Below are 18835 nucleotides of genomic sequence, written 5' to 3' on the forward strand. Positions count from 1 at the left end.
TTTATTGGCTTTATCCATGAGCTAATTAAAAATCCCTTGCAAGGTTTGTGGCAAGGGATTTATTACTGACGAATTCTAATCCTTGTTCATCTCTTAATTTTATTTTCCACGGTACCCACCTGATCTATCGTGACTGAAACAACATCTCCATCATTCAGTGCTTTGGTACGTCCAGGCGTGCCCATAAAAATTAAATCTCCGGGCATTAATGTAAAGTATTGGCTTAAATAACTGACCACTTTGGCTGGTTTGTGGATCATATGCTTGGTATTTTCTTGTTGTACTATTTTGCCATTTAATTTAGTGGTTAAGAGTAGATTGTTATAATCAACACCAACGGTAATCATTGAACTGATAGGGCCGAATCCATCACTGGCTTTTGCGCGCATCCATTGTAGATCTGAGCCTTGCCAGCTGCGCTCTGTTAAGTCATTGCCTGCTAATACGCCAAAAATCACACTATCTGCTTGCGACTCGTTAACGCTTTTGGCTTGTTTACCGATCACTAATACTAATTCGCCTTCAAAATGTACGTTCTTTGCATCTTTCGGCAAGTGAATGGCTTGTCCTGAGGCAATTAATGAAGTAGGGAGTTTAAGAAATAATGGCGGTGGTGCATTTGAGGGCGATGACAGGTGACTATCAAAGTTCATTCCAACAGCAAATACCTTTTGTGGGGCAGTTGGTAGTAATAAAGTGACATCTGCTAATGCAATGGTATTGCCTGTGGCACTTAATTGAGTAAATAATTCACCGCTGAGTGGTTGAATGGAGTCTCCATTAATCTCGCCATAACTGATGATTTGGTTATGCTCAAAACGTACAATATGCTTAACCTCTGCACTAGCTATGGAAGGAAGTATTAATCCCATTATTCCGCCAAAAATAATTATAAAATATTTCATTAGGTGACTCCTGTCTTGATAATAAAAATGAATTTAATTGGCATTTAAAGTGTTATTTAAAACATGTGCTTTTAGATACGTACCAGTTAGGGCAATGGATTAATAACATCGCTTAAATCTGGAAAATAACAAATGATTTCCACGCCTGCTTGTTTTGCTTTTGTAAATAAATCAGCATATTTTTTATCAATAAAGTCTGCGGGCTGCACACGCTTTATGCCTGAATGTAATACTGCAAATAATAAAACACTGCGATAACCTTGTTGTTTCATCTCTATCAGTTCGCGTAAATGTTTTTGGCCGCGTGTTGTTACCGCATCAGGAAAATAGCCATCGCCAGCTTGCTTGCGTTCGTCTAATAGGGTGCAGCTCTTCACTTCTACGTAGCAATCAACTTTATTGTCATCGGTTAATAAAAAATCGATACGGCTATTCTCTTCACCATATTTTACTTCTGCTTTACAGCCTTGGTAGTTGAGCAATGCTGGGATCTGTTTTTGTTCAATAGCATCTGCAATGAGTGCATTCGCTTTTGCTGTATTAACGCAGATCCAATGACCTGCTTGCGTAAGTGTAAATTCCCAAGTGTATTGGTATTTACGTTTTTTATTATTCGAGGTGCTATATAAAACAGTATCGCCCTCGGTGGCGCAACCTGTCATCGCGCCCGTGTTTGCACAATAAATGGTTGTTTCACTGCCATCTTCTAAAATTACATCGGCTAAAAAACGCTTATAACGTTTTATTAAGGTGGCTTTTTTAAGGGGAGTTTCAAATATCATATTTATTCATATCTCTACTGTTGTTGGTTTTATCGCGTAAGTCTATTCAGGTGATTTTATGGCATCAGCTTATTTAATCGTATTTTATTGCTTATTAGTCGCTGAATTAAGGTGTTATTAATTTTTATTTAACAATTTACTAACAATGCAGATATTCACTCTTTACTATTTAAATGATAATCATTATCATAAATATATTGTTTATTAATCTATCTGCATAATCGTCAGCCGAGGAGTGTTAACCGCTATCTTGAAACTACATTAACAGGGAGCAACCTAAAATGACTATTCAAATCGAAATTGATAAAGATAAATTGCTATATTTGTTTGAGCAAGGCGTGTTGTGTGCCGCTGATTTTCGTTGTTTAAACGGTGAGTCCAAACAGGCAGTGTCTCAGTTATGCCTAACAAATTGTGCAAAACGATTACAGATAAAGACCTGTACAATTCCTATTTCTGTTTATAAACAAACACATTAATACAGTGGTTCAGTCATTTAACTGCTTTTATCTATGAGAAAAGCTGAGGGGAGTTAATATGACACCATGTTAATAACTGGCGTCTTGCCGTTAGGTGAATATTAATAGGTGAGCTTCAATTGAGGGGATCATTTGTTCCTAGTTTATGCCTAAAGGAACCGTATGATGACTTTGCCTACAACACGGTGTCAGCATAGCGGACGGTTATTTTTACTGATAATGCGTATTACATTTCACAAACAGATCACGTAAACTACGCGCTTATTTTTTAAGCCAATTATCAGGTGAATCATGATACGTCTCAACCAAGTTAAATTACCGCTCGACCATAATGAACAAGCGTTGCAGCAGTTTGTATTAACAAAGCTAAATATCAGTGCACAGCAATTGGTTAATATTCATGTCTTTAAGCGTGGCTACGATGCGCGTAAAAAAAATCAAATCACCCTTATTTATACCCTAGATATCACTTTAGTGGATATTGATGAAGCTAAGTTATTAGCTAGCTTTGAGAAAGATCAAAATGTCCGCGTTTCACCAAATACCGATTATCAATATGTTGCGACTGCCCCTGCTCATTTAACTGAGCGTCCAATTGTGATTGGTATGGGACCTTGTGGATTATTTGTTGCGTTGATTTTAGCGCAAATGGGATTTAAGCCAATTGTTTTAGAGCGTGGTAAATCAGTCCATGAACGTGCTAAAGATACGTTTCGTTTTTGGCGTACTAGTGAGTTAAACACTGAATCAAATGTACAGTTTGGTGAGGGGGGAGCAGGTACCTTCTCCGATGGTAAGTTATACAGCCAAGTAAAAGATCCGGGTTTCAAAGGCTTAAAAGTCAAACAAGAATTTGTTGCTGCGGGCGCACCGGCTGAAATTATCTATGTCAGTAAACCGCATATTGGTACTTACAAGCTTGTGACGATGGTCGAGAAAATGCGCCGTAAAATCATCGAGCTGGGCGGTGAAATCCGTTTTGAAACACGTGTTGAAGAACTAAATGTCGAAGAAGTTGACGGTAAAAAGCAAGTGACTGGCGTGACCTTAAAGGGCGGAGAAGTGATCAACTCTCGTTATGTGACTGCTGCTATTGGCCACAGCGCACGTGATACTTTCCAAATGTTGCACGATAAAGGTGTCCATATGGATGCACAGTCGTTTTCGATTGGCTTCCGTATTGAGCATAAACAAGAGATGGTTGACCAAGCTCGTTTTGGCATTAATGCTGGACACCCAATATTGGGTGCTGCGGATTATAAGCTAGTACATCACTGTAAAAACGGCCGTAGCGTTTATAGTTTCTGTATGTGTCCGGGTGGTGTTGTTGTTGCGGCAACATCGGAAGAGCATGCGGTTGTGACTAATGGTATGAGTCAATATTCTCGTAGTGAACGTAATGCAAATAGTGCGATTGTAGTAGGAATTTCCCCTGAAGACTTTAATAACGATCCGTTGCAAGGGGTCGCACTGCAGCGCAAATTAGAACGTCATGCTTATGTGATGGGCGGCAGTAATTATGATGCTCCTGCACAAATGGTCGGTGACTTCCTTGCTGCTGGCAAAGGTAAACCGTTTGAAAACGTTGAGCCTTCTTACAAACCGAATGTGAAAATGACCGATTTAAGTGACGCATTACCAGCATTTGCAATTGATGCGATTCGTGAAGCCTTACCTGCTTTTGCTAAGAAGATCCGTGGTTTTGATAGTAAAGATGCAATGTTAACAGGTGTTGAAACACGCACCTCATCTCCGATCCAAATTAAACGTGGCGATGACTTCCAAAGCATTAATACACAAGGGTTATATCCAGGTGGTGAAGGTGCTGGTTATGCTGGTGGTATTTTATCGGCTGGTATTGATGGCATTAAAATCGCTGAAGCAGTGGCATTGAAAATGTTAGCGGATTTAGACACGTAACTTTTCCCTTTTTCGTTTTACTTATTAGGTTATTTAAATAAGCTTTTTTTATCTTAAACGTTTCTTATTTGCTGATAAAAAAGCACTGCGACAATGGTTATTAATCACTGTCGCAGTGTTTTTATTTCACGCTTCTTATCTTGCTCGCATCTAGCATCCATTAACTGACCGCAATTAATGCCGCTGTATTTTATTGGCTATGCTGTTTTTGGCGTTGTAATAATTTACTTGGCCCGGTTGTGGACTGTTTTTTCTGTCCTGCATAAAGGTTGAGAGTATTAAATGCGCCTTTTAATCTTGAGGCGCTGTAATCTAGTTCAATGAGAGGCAGAACGGCTTGATGCATTTCAGGAAATAATGATTCTACAGATTGAGAAATCAGTTCAAACAAACGTTTAAGGTTAATTTTGTGTGTTTGTCCTGTTTGCTCAAATAACCAGTCAGTGATCGCCATAAAGTGCTCAAAAGGGTTGCCCGCTAAAATATGGTCTAATGAATGTTTAAAGCGTCCCGAATTACCAATCATATCCCAATATCTTGCAAAGCGATTGACCAGTTGCATCGTCGTAAAGTCGACTCTGTCGGTGCTTAATATATTAAAAGGTGGCAAGGGATTAAAACGCAGGTCAAAGGTGTCAGTATGCCTAATAATAGGGCTGCCTTTGAGGCGTTTCAAAATACCCATTTGAATTTCATGAGGATGGCATTCATAAAGCTGATTAAAGCTATCTTTAAAGCTTTCAAAGGTTTCGCCTGGTAAACCAAAAATAAGATCCGCATGGATATGTGCGGTAGTATTTTCTTTTAACCAAATTAAGTTTTGTTTTGATTTGGCATTGTTTTGCTTACGGCTAATATTCGCTTGTACTTCTTGGTTAAAGGTTTGAATACCTACTTCAAACTGCAAGCTACCTTCAGGGAATTGCGCCAACATCTCTTTTAATTTTCGCGGAAGGTGGTCAGGCACCACTTCAAAGTGTAAGTATAAATCATCGGTCATTCTATCTAAGAAAAATTGCATTATTTGCAAGGATGTATTGATGTCTAAATTGAAGGTTCTATCAATAAACTTAAAGTTACGTGCACCACGTTGATACAAGGTTTCCATTTGCTTTAAGAAGACGGTTAACTCGTAAGGATTTGATTTAGTGTCTAAAGATGATAAACAAAACTCACACTTAAAAGGGCAACCGCGAGAGGCTTCTACATACAATAAACGATTCTTTAAATCCTCGTCACTGTAATATTGATAAGGCATTTCAAGGTCTTTTAAATCCACAGGTTTAGACTTCAAAATTTTATTGTCTGGTGGATTATTATTGATTAGGTCCTGACATAATTCATAGAAACTGATATCTGCTTCACCGGTTAATACATAATCTGACGCTTGTACTATCGCTTGTTGCTCTGATTCATAACTGACTTCAGGGCCGCCTAATACCACTTTGACTTCCGGTGCGATCACTTTTAATAGGCTGACTACATTAGTGGTTTCGACGATATTCCAAATATACACACCAAAGCCAACAATAGTCGGTTTGGAAGCTAAAATTTGTTCCACAATATCAATTGGCCAAGTTTGAATAACAAACTCTTTTATTTCAGCGATAGGCTGTAGATCTTTTAAATTGGCGTATAAATAACGCAAACCTAAACTGGAATGAATATATTTAGCATTGATGGTCGCTAATACTATTTTCGGGGACGCTGACCCGTTACTGGCAGGGGGCTTAGCTTCGCTTAGCGTTGTACGCATAATGGTTAGGTCATGGTCGAATTGTTGCATAGCAGTTGAAGCTCTTAAGTATTTAGGGAATATGTGCGAATAATACAGTAATCGATAGGTTTATTCAGCGCTTGATTTATTACGTTGAGAAAAGTGAGGTTTTGATTGTTGCTAGAAAGTTTGTGTATTTTGTATCTGCAATGGTAACGAGTATCAAAATCCTGTATATCTAAGACTCTCAATTTATTGGCTTTTTCGTATTAAGGAACAGAAATGAATATAGTTTTATTAGATGCATTAACATTAGGTGACAGTGATTTATCTGTTTTCAATAATCTAGGTGAGTTGACTGTTTTCCAAACTACAGATGCACAGCAGACATCTGAACGGTTAGCAGGGCAGGAAGTTGCCATTACTAATAAAGTAGTGATCACTGCGCAACACATGGCGGATAATCCACAGCTAAAACTTATTTGTATTTCCGCAACAGGCACTAATAATGTCGATTTAGTCGCTGCTGAACAAGCTGGCATTGAAGTTAAAAATGTATCAGGTTATTCAACTGAAAGTGTTAGTCAATCTACCTTCTCTCTATTGTTTCAGTTAATTCATCAAAGTCGTTACTACGACCAATATATTGCAGACAAACAATGGTGTGATAGTCCTGTATTTACTCATATTGAACGTCCTTTTTATGAATTAAAAGGTAAGCGTTGGGGGATTGTTGCAATGGGCTCTATCGGACAACGTGTTGCTGAACTTGCTACTGCATTTGGTTGTGATGTTTGTTATTACTCAACGTCAGGTAAAAATACACAGCAAAGTATTCCAAAAGTGAGCTTAGAAACGTTATTAAGTGAATGCGACGTTATTTCTATTCATGCGCCATTTAATGCTCAAACTGAAAACTTAATTGGTGCGAAGCAGCTAAAACAGTTAAAAGCCGGTGCAGTGATCATGAATTTAGGGCGTGGTGGAATCATTGATGAAGAAGCGATGGCCGAAGCGTTAGAGACGCAAGATATCTATCATGCGACGGATGTACTCGCGGTTGAGCCGATGTTATCAAATCACCCTTACTTATCCTTAAAAGCATCGCATCGTTTAGTAGTGACGCCGCATACCGCTTGGGCAAGTGTAGAAGCTCGTCAATGTTTGTTAGAGAAAGTAGTTGAGAACATCAACGGTTACGTGGCTGTAAATTAGTAACTGTATGTAACAGTATAAAAAGACATCAAACTTAGGTTTGAACTTCTAGTATAAAAAGCATAAAAAATGCCGCGCTTTAATCATTTGGACTCAAATAATAAGCGCGGCATTTTATATTTCATCTTATTGGTTATCTGTTAACCAGGAAAGAAAACCAGTTTAAGGAAGAATAAAACAGCAAGGAACCAAACGCTTGCGCTTAACTCTTTCATTTTACCACTAGCCATTTTGATCGCCGCGTAAGCAATGAAACCAATCGCAATACCGTTAGCGATAGAGAATGTTAATGGCATCATGATTGCTACAATAACCACGGGCGCGGCTTCTGTAATATCATCCCAATTAATACTTTTTAAACCGCCAACCATTAATACTGCAACGTATAATAATGCGCCCGCAGTTGCATATGCTGGAACCATGCCGGCTAATGGCGCAAAGAATAGAGAAAGTAGGAATAAAATACCGACTACGACTGCTGTTAAACCAGTACGGCCACCTTCAGCAACACCCGAAACACTTTCGATATAACTTGTTGTTGTCGATGTGCCTAACATTGAACCCGCGATAGAAGCGCCACTATCCGCTAATAACGCACGGCTTAAACGGGGTAAGTTACCGTCTTTATCAAGTAGTTTTGCTTTATCCGCTACGGCAATTAATGTACCTGATGTATCAAATAAATCGACGAATAGGAATGCAAAGATAACGCTGATCATACCTACGTTTAATGCGCCGGCTACATCCATTTGCATGAAAGTAGGCGCAATGCTTGGTGGCATAGAAACAATACCAGCATATTGAATATCACCCATTAATAGGCCGATAACAGTAACGCCTAAAATAGCTAACATCACGCCACCCTTAACACGGTAATGTGCTAGTGCGATAATGGCGATAAATCCTAAACAAGCTAATGCCGCTGGTAATGCGGTTAAATCACCTAAGCTAACTAGTGTTGCTGGGTTTGCAACAACAATGCCGGCATTTTTTAAGGCAATTAAACCCAAGAATAAACCAATACCTGCTGCAATGCCTTTGCGCATAGGCAGTGGAATTGAGTTAATGATCCATTCTCGAATTTTGAATAAACTTAATAAGGTAAAACAAACACCTGAAAGGAATACCGCACCTAAGGCAACTTGCCAGCTGTAACCCATATGCAATACCACTGTGTATGAGAAGAAAGCATTTAATCCCATACCCGGTGCTAAAGCGACAGGGTAGTTTGCATATAAACCCATAATGAAACAACCAATTGCAGCGGCTAAACATGTTGCTACGAATACAGCACCCGAGTCCATACCCGTGGCAGATAACATTGATGGGTTAACAAAAATGATATATGCCATGGTTAAAAAAGTGGTAAAGCCTGCAACAATTTCTGTTTTCACATTACTGTTGTGTTCGCTTAGTTTAAATAATTTTTCTAACATAATTTTTCCATTACTCGCGCGTGTGGAGGTCTATTTCCTTCCGACCTATTAATATCCACGATAATAATTAAGTGATCTATATTATTGGTCAAAATCACTTATTTAATACAATCGATATAAGATGAATAAATTCTCTGTGTGAATTTCGCGCAATTATAAAAGAACTGATTTTATTAGCTAGTCTAAAAAGTCAATTAATCTGATTGATACTTAGATCTGGCTTGGCTTAGAACAAAAAACAAGCTACTTTTTGTGAGCTGAAAAAAACTGACCTTAGTCAGCTTTTTGTTTGATATCTCATTGTTGTTAGCTTGAGATAATTGATGATATTGATCACTTTAGGAGAGTTATTTGCCCGTTACCATTTAAGTGCATGTTCATAGAAGCATGTTCAATAGTAACGGGTAAAGCCTACTTTTCTTGTTGAGGTGATTTATTATTCACCGTTGAATCAAAACGAATACCTTGCTCGTTAATATCCAAATTGATATTCATACGTGCGTCATAATCCATTAAGAACTGCATTTCATCAGCGATTGATTCCCCAGACATTAACTGTGTTGCACTAACAAAAGGTGTAAGCATTTTATTTACGTCAAATGATAATTGGTAAAGCCCATTAGCAGATAATGGTTTCTGCCCAAGTTTTTCAGCGGCTTGCTCACTTTTAGTCCCATTATAAATCACTAAATGTTTACCTTTGATGGCAATTTTAGGATTGATGTTTAAAGCAACCGGTACAGGGAATAAGTCTTTTAATGAAATCGCTTTGCCATCATCACTTAAATTAACTTGCTGCAGCTCTGGGCTAAACATTCTAATGGAGTTAAAAATAGCTAATGGGTTATCAGCATGTACTGCTAATAACGCGTCAAAACTATCTAATTGTGTTGATTCTGTTTTACTCATACTGTAATTAAACAGTGCACCACTCAGACCTTTTAGGCCTGCTGCCATATTCGCACTCATGCCGACCATTGCGATAGATTGCCCATTCGCAGCAATTTTTGATTGTACTTCAGCTAAAGGCTGACATTGATAGGTAGGTTTTTGTAAATCCCCCCAAATAGTAGTTAATGAATTAGATAACTCGCTAACATTTAAGCCGATTGCCGATGCGACAATACTTTCATTAAAGTTTTGCGTGTAACTTGGGATAAAGCCTCGCATTGTGCTCAGTGCTTTTAAAATCACGGCATTTTTACTTTCTATGACCGCTGAAAAGCCGAGTGTTGATTCTGTTTCACTGATATCCATTTGAGTATAACCAAAGGCTGTGCGTGGCCAATTTTTTGCAATGCTCATAAATTCTTGATGACAAACAGGCGTTTGCAGCTTAGCAAATGGGTTATCATTTTCTATTTTAGTGATTTCTGTTAGTTGTTTAGCCAGTTGGTTGCCATCAGTTGTTGTTAAGCCTTTAATAATTTCAACATGATCGATGTAACCTACGCTTGAGTCAGAGAATTGATGCTGTTTGATGATGCCGTCTAAAATAGTTGACTCTGCTAATGGCGCTGTTGCTTTTTCTAAGCCCAATGCTGTTGCTAATAATGGTTCTGAAACAAATCTTGTTTTTACCGTGATAGTTAGGATGCCATTTGACTGTGCAACAATCACTTCAACAACTTCGTCTTCATCGGGAGGTGTAACGGTGTAGATGCGGTATGAAAGATCTTGGATTTTACCTTGTTTATGTACAAATCCCGTTTCTTGTTCATTTTTGTCTAATAAATCCCAGATTGCTTGTGGGTTAGCAACCTCTAGTTTTATCACTGGCAGCCATCCTAGCGTATAAGCATAAGCTCGGATTTGATCGTTTAAACCAAAGGTTTTAACTAACAAATCAGCATCTTTTAATCCGTCTTGGTAGGCTTTTAATAAATTAGCAACAAAGTGTAAACCTGGTTCATCTGATTCATACAATGCCTCTAATTTTGCTTGGTCACTTGGTGTGACGAGTTTTGGTGCTGATGCAATGTAATCTTTAATTGGGAATGGAGTTAGCTGGCCTACAAAAAAAGGTGTGTCTGACGGGACATAATTTAAGACATTATAGGCAGCAGCTGCTGGTTGTTGAGATAAGTAAACGCCTGCACCAAATGCGCCAATAGCTACCACAGCGGCAGGGATTAATAATTTTTTCACAGTTTAAACTCCAAAATTTATTTGTTAGGATGTTATTAATATTAACGATACAAGTGTTAGGTGCATACTGTACATCGCTTATTATCAACAATAGCAATATTATTGATTGTTTTTAACGCGATTATTTCAGCTGACTACATTATTATTCGAGCACCACATCATTCAAGTACTAAACCGTTCAAGTGCTACATCATTTAAGAGGCTGCTTTGCAGGATTACGGGCATTTGCAGCGATATAACTATTTGCATTAGCAGTTATATCACTATCTATTTTTCTAATAATATAATCAATTGCATTGTTTATTATCTTGCGACTTAAATTAACCATTAAATTAACGGTCACTGTATCGCGTTGTCAGGGTAAGTTTATTGGTCACCTTATTTAGTAATTTGTTCATTAAATTTTTATCTTATCGACATTAAAAATTAAGGAATTTATTTTTGTTGATAACGTAAGTCTTTTAAATTAAAGCCTAATACAATATCTGTTTTTAAGGCGACTAATTGTTTTGATAACTGGGCGGCCATTTCATTTACTTTTACTTTTTGTAGACGTTTATCTCCACTGATAATTTGTTCGTCTTGCTGCAGCATATTATCTAAACCTTGGTATTGTTGTAATAAGGCTAATGCGCCTTTATTACCAACTCCCTCAACACCTTTGATATGGCTACTGCTGATCCCGGTTATCGCCCAATAATCAGCTAATTGGTTTATTTTTAGGCCTACTTTATGTTCGACGTAATAACTATCCATGTGTAGCGATTGAAAATAATCGTAAATACTGGTGTAAGCATTCAGTATTTGGTAAAAACCTTTATCCGTGGACACTATGATACAGCGCTGTTGTCTCTCTGTTACTTTAGTTGCCAAGGTTGCAATTAAATCATCCGCTTCGTCTTGTTCTGTGACTAAAGACTCAATACCCATTTCGTAAAATGCGTCTTGAATTTGTGGTAAATAGGCTTTTAAAGCCTCGGGGATCGGTTTTCTACCTTCTTTATATTCAGGTAGTAACTGATGACGCCAGCTTTGCTGGTGGCTATCAAACACGCAAATGACATGGCTTGGCTGATGTGCCCTTAACATCTTTTGCAGTGCATTACAGGCAGTATTGTTGGTTGCACTTAATGCAAAGTCGATATTTTTATTTTGCTTTTCTTGTACTGCATAGATACGACGAATTAGGTTCATCGCATCTATAATTAATAAACAAGCACTCATATTAGGTTTTAATCTTATAGCAAGGGGTGTAAACCGTTCCTGGTAGTTTCATTCGCCCTTGTTCAATGAAACTCTTTAATAATTTGTCTACGCGCTGCATTAGATCTTTTTCGCCAGTTAACAAAAATGGACCATTTTCTTCAATGGATTTTATGCCTTCATCTTTTACATTACCACCAACGATCCCAGAAAAAACACGACGTAGATTGGATGCAAGTTGATCTTTTGGCTGATCGCGATGCAAAACCAGGTTTGCCATATTTTCATGATTGGGAATAAAAGGGACTTGGAAGTCATGGTCGATTTTCAATGTCCAATTAAAGGAATAAGCATCACCAATCGCTTTGCGATACTCTTTAACACGGCGCATGGATTTTTTAATGAGCTTGGCGACTAATGGCGCATCGTCAATAATGATTTGATAATGCTGCTGTGCTTCCTGCCCTAATGTATTCACAATAAAGTCATCAATAGCTTTAAAGTAATCAACACTGCTGGCTGGCCCGGTTAACACGATAGGTAAGGGCTGACGTTTATTTTCAGGGTGCATCATAATACCTAGAATATAAAGCAACTCTTCCGCTGTTCCTGGCCCGCCAGGAAAAATAACGATGCTATGGGTAAAACGCACAAAAGCTTCTAAGCGCTTTTCAATATCAGGTAAAATAACTAGCTCATTAACAATCGGGTTCGGTGGCTCAGCGGCAATAATTCCAGGCTCGGTTAAACCAATATAACGACCATTATTAACACGTTGTTTTGCGTGTCCTACTGCGGCGCCTTTCATCGGACCTTCCATGGCTCCTGGGCCGCAACCAGTACAGATGTTAAGCTCACGTAACCCTAATTGATTGCCAACTTCTCGAGTATACGCAAATTCAATATCATTAATAGAATGTCCTCCCCAACAAACGACGACACTGGGTTCAACACCGGCTTTGAGTACATTAGCATTACGCAAAATTGAAAAAACTAAGCTGGTCGCTTGTTCACTGTTGAACGCTGATGGAGGGTTGGGCTGTAATTGTGTGTTGACATATAAAAGGTCACGTAAGACTGAAAACAGGTGATCTTGCATGCCTCTGATTAACTCTCCGTCTATGTAGGCATCTTCAGGTGGGTTTAATAGTTCTAATATGACGCCACGTTCCTGGTGGAGTACATTGATTTGAAAGTCTTTATGTTGTTCAAGGATCTCTTTACTGCTGTCGGTATGGCTACCTGACTTTAATACTGCTAAAGAGCAATTTCTAAATAATTGATAAACTTCGCAAGAGGCGCTGTATTTAAGTTGGTTTACTTCTAATTGAGATAATAGCGCCATGCTACCAACGGGACTGATATGTGAAATCATAGCTTCTCCTTTTGACTGTGCATTAAGACTAACTTAGTTAAGTAGAGATGCCATCAAAAAGTACCACTTATTTATTAAATAATTGAAATAGCTACAGACTTTACTAGGTGTACAGCTTAGATAACAGTCATTCTGTGTAAATAACAATATGTCGAAGGTGCTCTATATGCGCTGAGAAGTTTAGCTTTATGTCTACTATCTGTTGAATTTTATTCGTCATCAGTCGCTGTTTTTTCTATAAAGATGACGCGATCTTTGCCTTCTGCTTTTGCTTGATATAATGCAGCATCAGCACGTTCAAAGGCTTCATCTTGATCATCACTTGAAACTAAAGTGGTAAAACCAACTGAGATGGTGATGATTAAGTTTTCTTCTTTAAATCTGAAAGTGATTGCTTTAATACGATCTCGTAATTTATTTAATACAAACTGCGCTTTCTGTTGGCTTATTTCTGGTAATAATAAGGCAAATTCTTCACCACCAAATCGGGCGATATAACCCGTTTTACGAACTGATTTCTGTAATGTTTGCGCGATCGCATGTAGGACTTTATCACCTGCTAAATGGCCGAAATTATCATTAATGCTTTTAAAGTTATCGATATCGATTACTGCCATTTGTAGTGGATTGTCATAACGTTTTAAACGGGTTATTTCAATGTCTAGACGTTCGCTCCAAGCCGCTCTATTGGGGATTTTAGTTAAAAAGTCGACATGTAATTGTTTAGTCTGGTGTTTGAGTGTTTTTTGATAGCTCTGCGTTTCACTTTGTAGCTCTTTAATTTGTCTCACAATGCCTTGAAACTTATGGCGAAATTTTTGTTCTTTCTTTTTCTCTTGTTCAGCAATTACATTTTCCACTTCACTCACGTAGCTTGTAATGTAGTTACGTAAACTATCGATATCTTGTGCTTCTTCACTTTGCTGCTGTAGAGTTTTTGCACTCTTTTCTATCGACACAAAGGTATCTTTTTGTTGCGTAAAACCGGCTTCAGTTGCATTTAAGGTTTTTGCAAAATTTAGATAAAATTCGGTTAAGCTATCATTAAGCGTATATAAAAAGTGACGAGAAGAACTACGCTCCTCACGTGTACTATTAATGATTAGATTAATAACCTGTAAACAATGATGAGGCAATTGAAAAGGATCACTTTCGTTGTTAATACTAAGACGTAGCTTTTCAAGATCTTTTACATAAGCTTCACCGACATCTAACTCCAAGATTACTTGCTGCAGTTCTTCATTAATAAATTCTACATCACCCTTGTTATTATCGCCAGATTGCATCGAACGTTTACTCAGTTCTATCACTGCGCGTTGATAAATTTTGATCAGTTCTTTTAATTCAACTTGATGCTCAATAATAGTGTAAGGGATTTCTCCATTTTGTATTTCTAGGAGTCGACCTTTGATGGCGTCTGATAAGGAATCTATTTGTTGCAATTGTGTGACCGAGTGACGAGAAATTAAGCGCCCCTCAGAGAGTTTGTCATCTAAATTATTTGGGAGCGTTGCTAATTGTACAACGCATTCATCGAATAGATCATTTTCGTTTTCGTCGGTGGACGTTGTTTGTAATTTTTTTAGGAATCGGATTTGATATTTATCAAAAGCTTTATCTTGGCGGTAAATTCGTTTGAATAATTGTTGTAATAAGCTTGTTAGCGCCAATGATGCCATGAATATAATCCTTTAATATTTACAGTTTTTTAATGTTAGCTTTTATTGTTTTTATTGAAATTACAATGGCTTAACGGCTAATTTCAGGCCACGTAATAGGGGTTTTAGGATGGCTGGTTTTCAATTTTACTATTCCTTTATCGATTCCTGCTTGACCTAATAGCCATAAATCTCCATCAAAGAATGCAGGTTGAATTTTTTCGATTGCATATAATTCTAACCAGCTACTTTCGTGGACTGTTTCTCTTATTTGACAAGCACCAAATAATGCTAAACAAGTGATGTTAAGCATGCGTTCCGGTGCTATTGCACGAGTAACATTGTTTAAAAAGGGAAAAGCCACGATGCCTGTTGAAACTCTCCCATCTAAATCATAATTTTCTGCAAATCTTTGAAAGAAATATTCAATATCTTGTGCAAATTTTTTCGCTTCACCATGATGTTCTTGTTCAGCAATAAATAGTAGTTGATTATCTCTGACTTGACTAATTTGTGTATGCTGAGAAAAGTTGTTTTTTAATTCTTGTCCTAAGGCGAACTCTATTTTCTCTGCACTGAACAAACCTTTTGAACCGTTTAAATTGCTTAAAAATGGAATATGAACCAAAGCATAAAACAGAGGACGTCCTTGATATTGTTGATCATATTCCTGTGCTTGTTGCGATATTAAACGTGTTCTAGGGTGATGTAACCATTTTTTTCGCGTTATTTGTTCTCTAATCACGAGTTTTTTATGGCGGATAAATATGAATAATGTAAATAATACTGTAACACCTAATAACGCCAGTACAATGTATGCAATATTTTTAAAGCGATTATTTTTGAGTAATAACTCATTATTTTTGGTTTCTAGTTGGATTTGTTGCTGTGTTTGCTCAATGAGTTGAAATTGTTCATTAATTTTTAATTGCTGCAGCGCAAATAGTTTTTCTTTAATTGCATTTTGCAAAGAGTGAAAGTTTTTAAAGTGAAAATTGGCTTGCTGATGATCACCGGATAATTCATAGCTTAGAGCGAGCATTTCAAAAGCCTTTACGCGTAGTTCTGGAAATCTACCCTTGGCCAAGGTTAATACACTTTCTAATTGTAGAATTGCCAAGCCGGTATCTTGACTACGAATGTTTAATTGCGCCAATAATAAAGTGCTTTCTGTTTCTTGTTCAAGACGGTGTAATTTTTGAAAATGATGACGTGCATTTTGCAAATATTTTTGTGCTAATTCGGCATTCTTTTTTAAGTCGTAAGGCATTGAAGCATAAGTTCTTCCAAGCTCTAAATAGGTGTAAGCAAGTAACATTTTATGCTTTTTTTCTACTAGTTCAAACGCATTAAATAAGTAGATGATCGCTTGATTATATTCTTTGTTTTGGCGCTTTAAAATTGCAAATTTTAATAGGCTATCTGCCTGTTGCACATAATTGTCTGTGGGTAATAAAAGCTCTACACGCTGACTAGCAAAATCCATTGCTTGTGTGTAACGATGTTTTTGTTGATAAAGATTGGATAAACTTTCTTTCACTAAACTGCTTAATTTAATCAGTTTAAGTTGGTCAGCCATTTCGTTCGCTGTTCGAAAGTTGGAAATAGCTAATTGTTGCTGATTTATTTGATCGTAATAATGACCATAATAATAAGCTAACCAGGCAACTAACTCTTTATGCTTGGTATTTTTTATGTTCTTTTTGACTTGACTTAATGACTCATTCGCTAGTTGATATTGGTGCGTCGCTAACGCGAGTTTAGCGATAGTTAAATGAATAATATCGACTAGATTTGACTTGTTTGCATGCTTTTTATCTTTCATGAACTCAAGTGAGTTAAACATCATTTTTATCAGCGCTTCATTACTCAGTTGTGGGCGCTCAGACTCTGGTATTTCGCTCGCAATGATATTTAAAGTTCTGATTTCATCAGGGGTGACACTTGGCGTTTTTAGCAAAGGGATCAGTAACGCTAAGCTATTTTCGTAGTCTGCAAGTTCTGCATAACAAGAGGCTAATAATTGTGAAGGTGCGTGATTAGGAATGCGTTTGGTAGAGGTCAATCTATTCTTAGGCATAGTGCCTTCAGCATAAGTGGGCAGTACTTCTACCTTATTCATAAATTTATTTACGGAGCTAATGCATTTTAAAGGTTCAAGTTGACGCGTTTTATAACTTTCTTTGATTGAAGCAGGGATAAGCGCCCCCGATAATTCAAGGGACCATAGGGGGTGGCTAACAGAAAGTAAAAGGCAGCTAAACAATACTCTTGAAAACAAACGCATTAATAATTAAAACCTCATTATAAAATAGTGGCGGTACAACTAAATAATTTAAGTAAGTGCAACATAACATGTAAAAACGTGAACAGTTGCACTTCTGCTCATAATACTGACTTTATTAATAAAACTACTGGCGTATTAAGCGTATATTATTAATCGGAAATTCCATTGATGTACTACGTAAAGGGTTAATATCTAAACCACCTCTACGTGTATATCTCGCATAAACGGTTAACGATGTTAACGAACCATACTTCATTAAATCACAGAAAATACGCTCTACACATTGCTCATGGAATTCATTATGTTGGCGAAATGAAATTAAATATCGCAACAACTTTTCATGGTCGAGTGATTTACCCGTATAGCTTATTTCAACACTTGCCCAATCTGGTTGGCTTGTGATTAAACAGTTTGATTTTAATAAGTGTGAGTAGAGTGTTTCCGTTACCGTGGTATCTGAACTAATACCTGTTAATAATGACGGTAACAGTTGATACTGGTCAACTTCAATATCTAACTCATCTAGGTTAACGCCGCTAAAAGTACCCAGTGATTCGTTAATAATATCTAGTTTCGCATTAAGGTTGACGCTAACAGGGGAGTTGGCGCAGGCTGATAAGTCTGCTGTTAATATTGCTTGTACCGCCGCAACGGACTCAAATTTACTTTGATTAAAGCTGTTTAAGTATAATTTAAAGGATTTTGATTCTATCAAAAATTCACTATCAAAAGGGACTTTAACAACTCCCGTTGCCACCATCGGTTTGCCTTTGCTATTTAACCAGGAAAGTTCGTAAATATTCCATAGGTCAAAGCCATGAAAGGGTAGCGAAGAAGCATCTAAGTTAAGCTCATTGCGATTTAAACTACGTGGTACTCCTTGTAACAAGGATTGATCGTAGTGGCATTTATACTCTGTGACTTTACCTAAAGATAAGTTTTGTAATGCTTCATCTTGGTTATAAAGTGTTGAATTTGGCATGGAACATCCCATTTAGAGGAAAGCGTTGTCAGAAAAACAAGACAAGACTGCCCGAATAGTTACAATATGCCGTATTGTAACTAAAAAGAAGAATTATTCGAGCTATGAATACAGATACACAACAGCAGTTATTCGCATTATATCAACGCCATCGACAATTATGGCAATCAACAGAGCAGACTTTACCGACTCAATTTTTTGACCCTGAGTGGTCGTCACCTTGTCAGGTCGGTAACGTTGAGGATGATAAAATCACATGGCAAGCAGTGCCGAGAGAGCAAAAAGCTAACCTGAATAATATTGAGCAAGCACTGGAAGTGACTTTACATCCTTCTATTGAAGATCTTTTTTGCAGTGCTTATAGCGACCATATCAGTTGCGAGTTTGAAGGGCATCCTGTTGAACTTATTCAAGTGTGGAATGATCAAGACTTTAATCTGTTGCAAGAGAATATGATTGCCCACTTTATGATGCAAAAACGTTTAAAAAAACCGGCATCCATGTTTATTGCAACCTGTAGCGATGAGATGCAAGTCATTTCTATTTTAAATGAAACAGGGCAAGTGCAATTAGAAACCTTAGGTAAAAAACAAGAAGCAGTTTTAGCGGAATCGCTAGCCGAGTTTTTAGAAAAATTAACCCCTGTATTGACTGAACAGCAAGATTAAAGGTGAGTAGGTGGCTTTAAGCTAATTGCTTTTTCTGTTCGCCAACAGCACTTAATGTAC

14 protein-coding genes are annotated in these 18835 nt (G+C 37.5%); 4 read left to right on the forward strand and 10 right to left on the reverse strand.

Features of this window, described 5'->3' with window-relative positions:
* Positions 1 to 86 precede the first annotated feature (86 nt).
* Together H592_RS0103585 and sfsA are read right to left on the reverse strand one after the other, a co-directional pair.
* Positions 87 to 905, reverse strand: coding sequence for a fumarylacetoacetate hydrolase family protein (locus H592_RS0103585; RefSeq protein WP_028867557.1), 819 nt, complete (start codon positions 903 to 905; stop codon positions 87 to 89).
* 86 nt (positions 906 to 991) lie between these two features.
* Positions 992 to 1687 (reverse strand): DNA/RNA nuclease SfsA, encoded by a 696-nt coding sequence (gene sfsA / locus H592_RS0103590; protein ID WP_028867558.1) that lies wholly within the window; start codon positions 1685 to 1687, stop codon positions 992 to 994.
* Positions 1688 to 1968: 281 nt separating this feature from the next.
* Here sfsA and H592_RS0103595 point away from each other — a divergent pair, with 281 nt between their 5' ends.
* Both H592_RS0103595 and H592_RS0103600 read left to right on the forward strand, forming a co-directional pair.
* On the forward strand, positions 1969 to 2166 hold the full coding sequence (locus H592_RS0103595) for a hypothetical protein (RefSeq protein WP_028867559.1): 198 nt from the start codon (positions 1969 to 1971) through the stop codon (positions 2164 to 2166).
* Positions 2167 to 2457: 291 nt separating this feature from the next.
* A complete protein-coding gene (locus H592_RS0103600; RefSeq protein ID WP_028867560.1) occupies positions 2458 to 4086 on the forward strand; it encodes an NAD(P)/FAD-dependent oxidoreductase in 1629 nt (542 codons plus the stop codon).
* Positions 4087 to 4276: 190 nt separating this feature from the next.
* Here H592_RS0103600 and H592_RS0103605 read toward each other — a convergent pair whose 3' ends face one another.
* Positions 4277 to 5872 carry a B12-binding domain-containing radical SAM protein gene (locus H592_RS0103605; RefSeq protein WP_028867561.1) on the reverse strand — a complete coding sequence of 532 codons (1596 nt, stop codon included), beginning with the start codon at positions 5870 to 5872 and terminating at the stop codon, positions 4277 to 4279.
* 213 nt (positions 5873 to 6085) lie between these two features.
* Between H592_RS0103605 and H592_RS0103610 the strand changes: the two genes are divergently transcribed.
* The gene (locus tag H592_RS0103610) at positions 6086 to 7018 is read left to right on the forward strand and encodes a D-2-hydroxyacid dehydrogenase (RefSeq protein WP_028867562.1); all 933 of its coding nucleotides are present in this window, start codon (positions 6086 to 6088) and stop codon (positions 7016 to 7018) included.
* 140 nt (positions 7019 to 7158) lie between these two features.
* Here H592_RS0103610 and H592_RS0103615 read toward each other — a convergent pair whose 3' ends face one another.
* From H592_RS0103615 to queF, 7 genes are all read right to left on the reverse strand, one after another.
* Positions 7159 to 8454, reverse strand: coding sequence for an NCS2 family permease (locus H592_RS0103615; RefSeq protein WP_028867563.1), 1296 nt, complete (start codon positions 8452 to 8454; stop codon positions 7159 to 7161).
* A 411-nt stretch (positions 8455 to 8865) separates the two neighbouring features.
* Positions 8866 to 10602, reverse strand: coding sequence for a hypothetical protein (locus tag H592_RS0103620; protein WP_028867564.1), 1737 nt, complete (start codon positions 10600 to 10602; stop codon positions 8866 to 8868).
* 435 nt (positions 10603 to 11037) lie between these two features.
* A complete protein-coding gene (xni, locus tag H592_RS0103630; RefSeq protein WP_028867565.1) occupies positions 11038 to 11826 on the reverse strand; it encodes a flap endonuclease Xni in 789 nt (262 codons plus the stop codon).
* A gap of 1 nt (position 11827) precedes the next feature.
* Positions 11828 to 13180: a nucleotide 5'-monophosphate nucleosidase PpnN gene (ppnN, locus tag H592_RS0103635; RefSeq protein WP_028867566.1), complete on the reverse strand. Its 1353-nt coding sequence runs from the start codon at positions 13178 to 13180 to the stop codon at positions 11828 to 11830.
* A gap of 209 nt (positions 13181 to 13389) precedes the next feature.
* The gene (locus H592_RS0103640) at positions 13390 to 14859 is read right to left on the reverse strand and encodes a GGDEF domain-containing protein (RefSeq protein WP_037070817.1); all 1470 of its coding nucleotides are present in this window, start codon (positions 14857 to 14859) and stop codon (positions 13390 to 13392) included.
* A gap of 70 nt (positions 14860 to 14929) precedes the next feature.
* Positions 14930 to 16960 carry a tetratricopeptide repeat protein gene (locus H592_RS0103645; protein ID WP_211235610.1) on the reverse strand — a complete coding sequence of 677 codons (2031 nt, stop codon included), beginning with the start codon at positions 16958 to 16960 and terminating at the stop codon, positions 14930 to 14932.
* A 289-nt stretch (positions 16961 to 17249) separates the two neighbouring features.
* A complete protein-coding gene (queF, locus tag H592_RS0103650) occupies positions 17250 to 18107 on the reverse strand; it encodes an NADPH-dependent 7-cyano-7-deazaguanine reductase QueF (RefSeq protein WP_028867569.1) in 858 nt (285 codons plus the stop codon).
* A 104-nt stretch (positions 18108 to 18211) separates the two neighbouring features.
* Here queF and syd point away from each other — a divergent pair, with 104 nt between their 5' ends.
* The gene (gene syd, locus H592_RS0103655; protein ID WP_028867570.1) at positions 18212 to 18775 is read left to right on the forward strand and encodes a SecY-interacting protein; all 564 of its coding nucleotides are present in this window, start codon (positions 18212 to 18214) and stop codon (positions 18773 to 18775) included.
* Positions 18776 to 18835: the final 60 nt, after the last annotated feature.

Origin of the sequence: Psychromonas arctica DSM 14288 (genome assembly GCF_000482725.1) — a bacterium.
In the GTDB taxonomy this organism is placed as follows: Bacteria; Pseudomonadota; Gammaproteobacteria; order Enterobacterales; family Psychromonadaceae; genus Psychromonas; species Psychromonas arctica.

Coding starts and splice junctions, on each gene's coding strand:
- H592_RS0103640 (WP_037070817.1), bottom strand. CDS start 14,859: ATGGCATCATTGGCGCTAACAAGCTTATTACAACAATTATTCAAACGA.
- syd (WP_028867570.1), top strand. CDS start 18,212: ATGAATACAGATACACAACAGCAGTTATTCGCATTATATCAACGCCAT.
- H592_RS0103585 (WP_028867557.1), bottom strand. CDS start 905: ATGAAATATTTTATAATTATTTTTGGCGGAATAATGGGATTAATACTT.
- queF (WP_028867569.1), bottom strand. CDS start 18,107: ATGCCAAATTCAACACTTTATAACCAAGATGAAGCATTACAAAACTTA.
- H592_RS0103595 (WP_028867559.1), top strand. CDS start 1,969: ATGACTATTCAAATCGAAATTGATAAAGATAAATTGCTATATTTGTTT.
- H592_RS0103615 (WP_028867563.1), bottom strand. CDS start 8,454: ATGTTAGAAAAATTATTTAAACTAAGCGAACACAACAGTAATGTGAAA.
- sfsA (WP_028867558.1), bottom strand. CDS start 1,687: ATGATATTTGAAACTCCCCTTAAAAAAGCCACCTTAATAAAACGTTAT.
- H592_RS0103645 (WP_211235610.1), bottom strand. CDS start 16,960: ATGAATAAGGTAGAAGTACTGCCCACTTATGCTGAAGGCACTATGCCT.
- H592_RS0103605 (WP_028867561.1), bottom strand. CDS start 5,872: ATGCAACAATTCGACCATGACCTAACCATTATGCGTACAACGCTAAGC.
- xni (WP_028867565.1), bottom strand. CDS start 11,826: ATGAGTGCTTGTTTATTAATTATAGATGCGATGAACCTAATTCGTCGT.
- H592_RS0103610 (WP_028867562.1), top strand. CDS start 6,086: ATGAATATAGTTTTATTAGATGCATTAACATTAGGTGACAGTGATTTA.
- H592_RS0103600 (WP_028867560.1), top strand. CDS start 2,458: ATGATACGTCTCAACCAAGTTAAATTACCGCTCGACCATAATGAACAA.
- ppnN (WP_028867566.1), bottom strand. CDS start 13,180: ATGATTTCACATATCAGTCCCGTTGGTAGCATGGCGCTATTATCTCAA.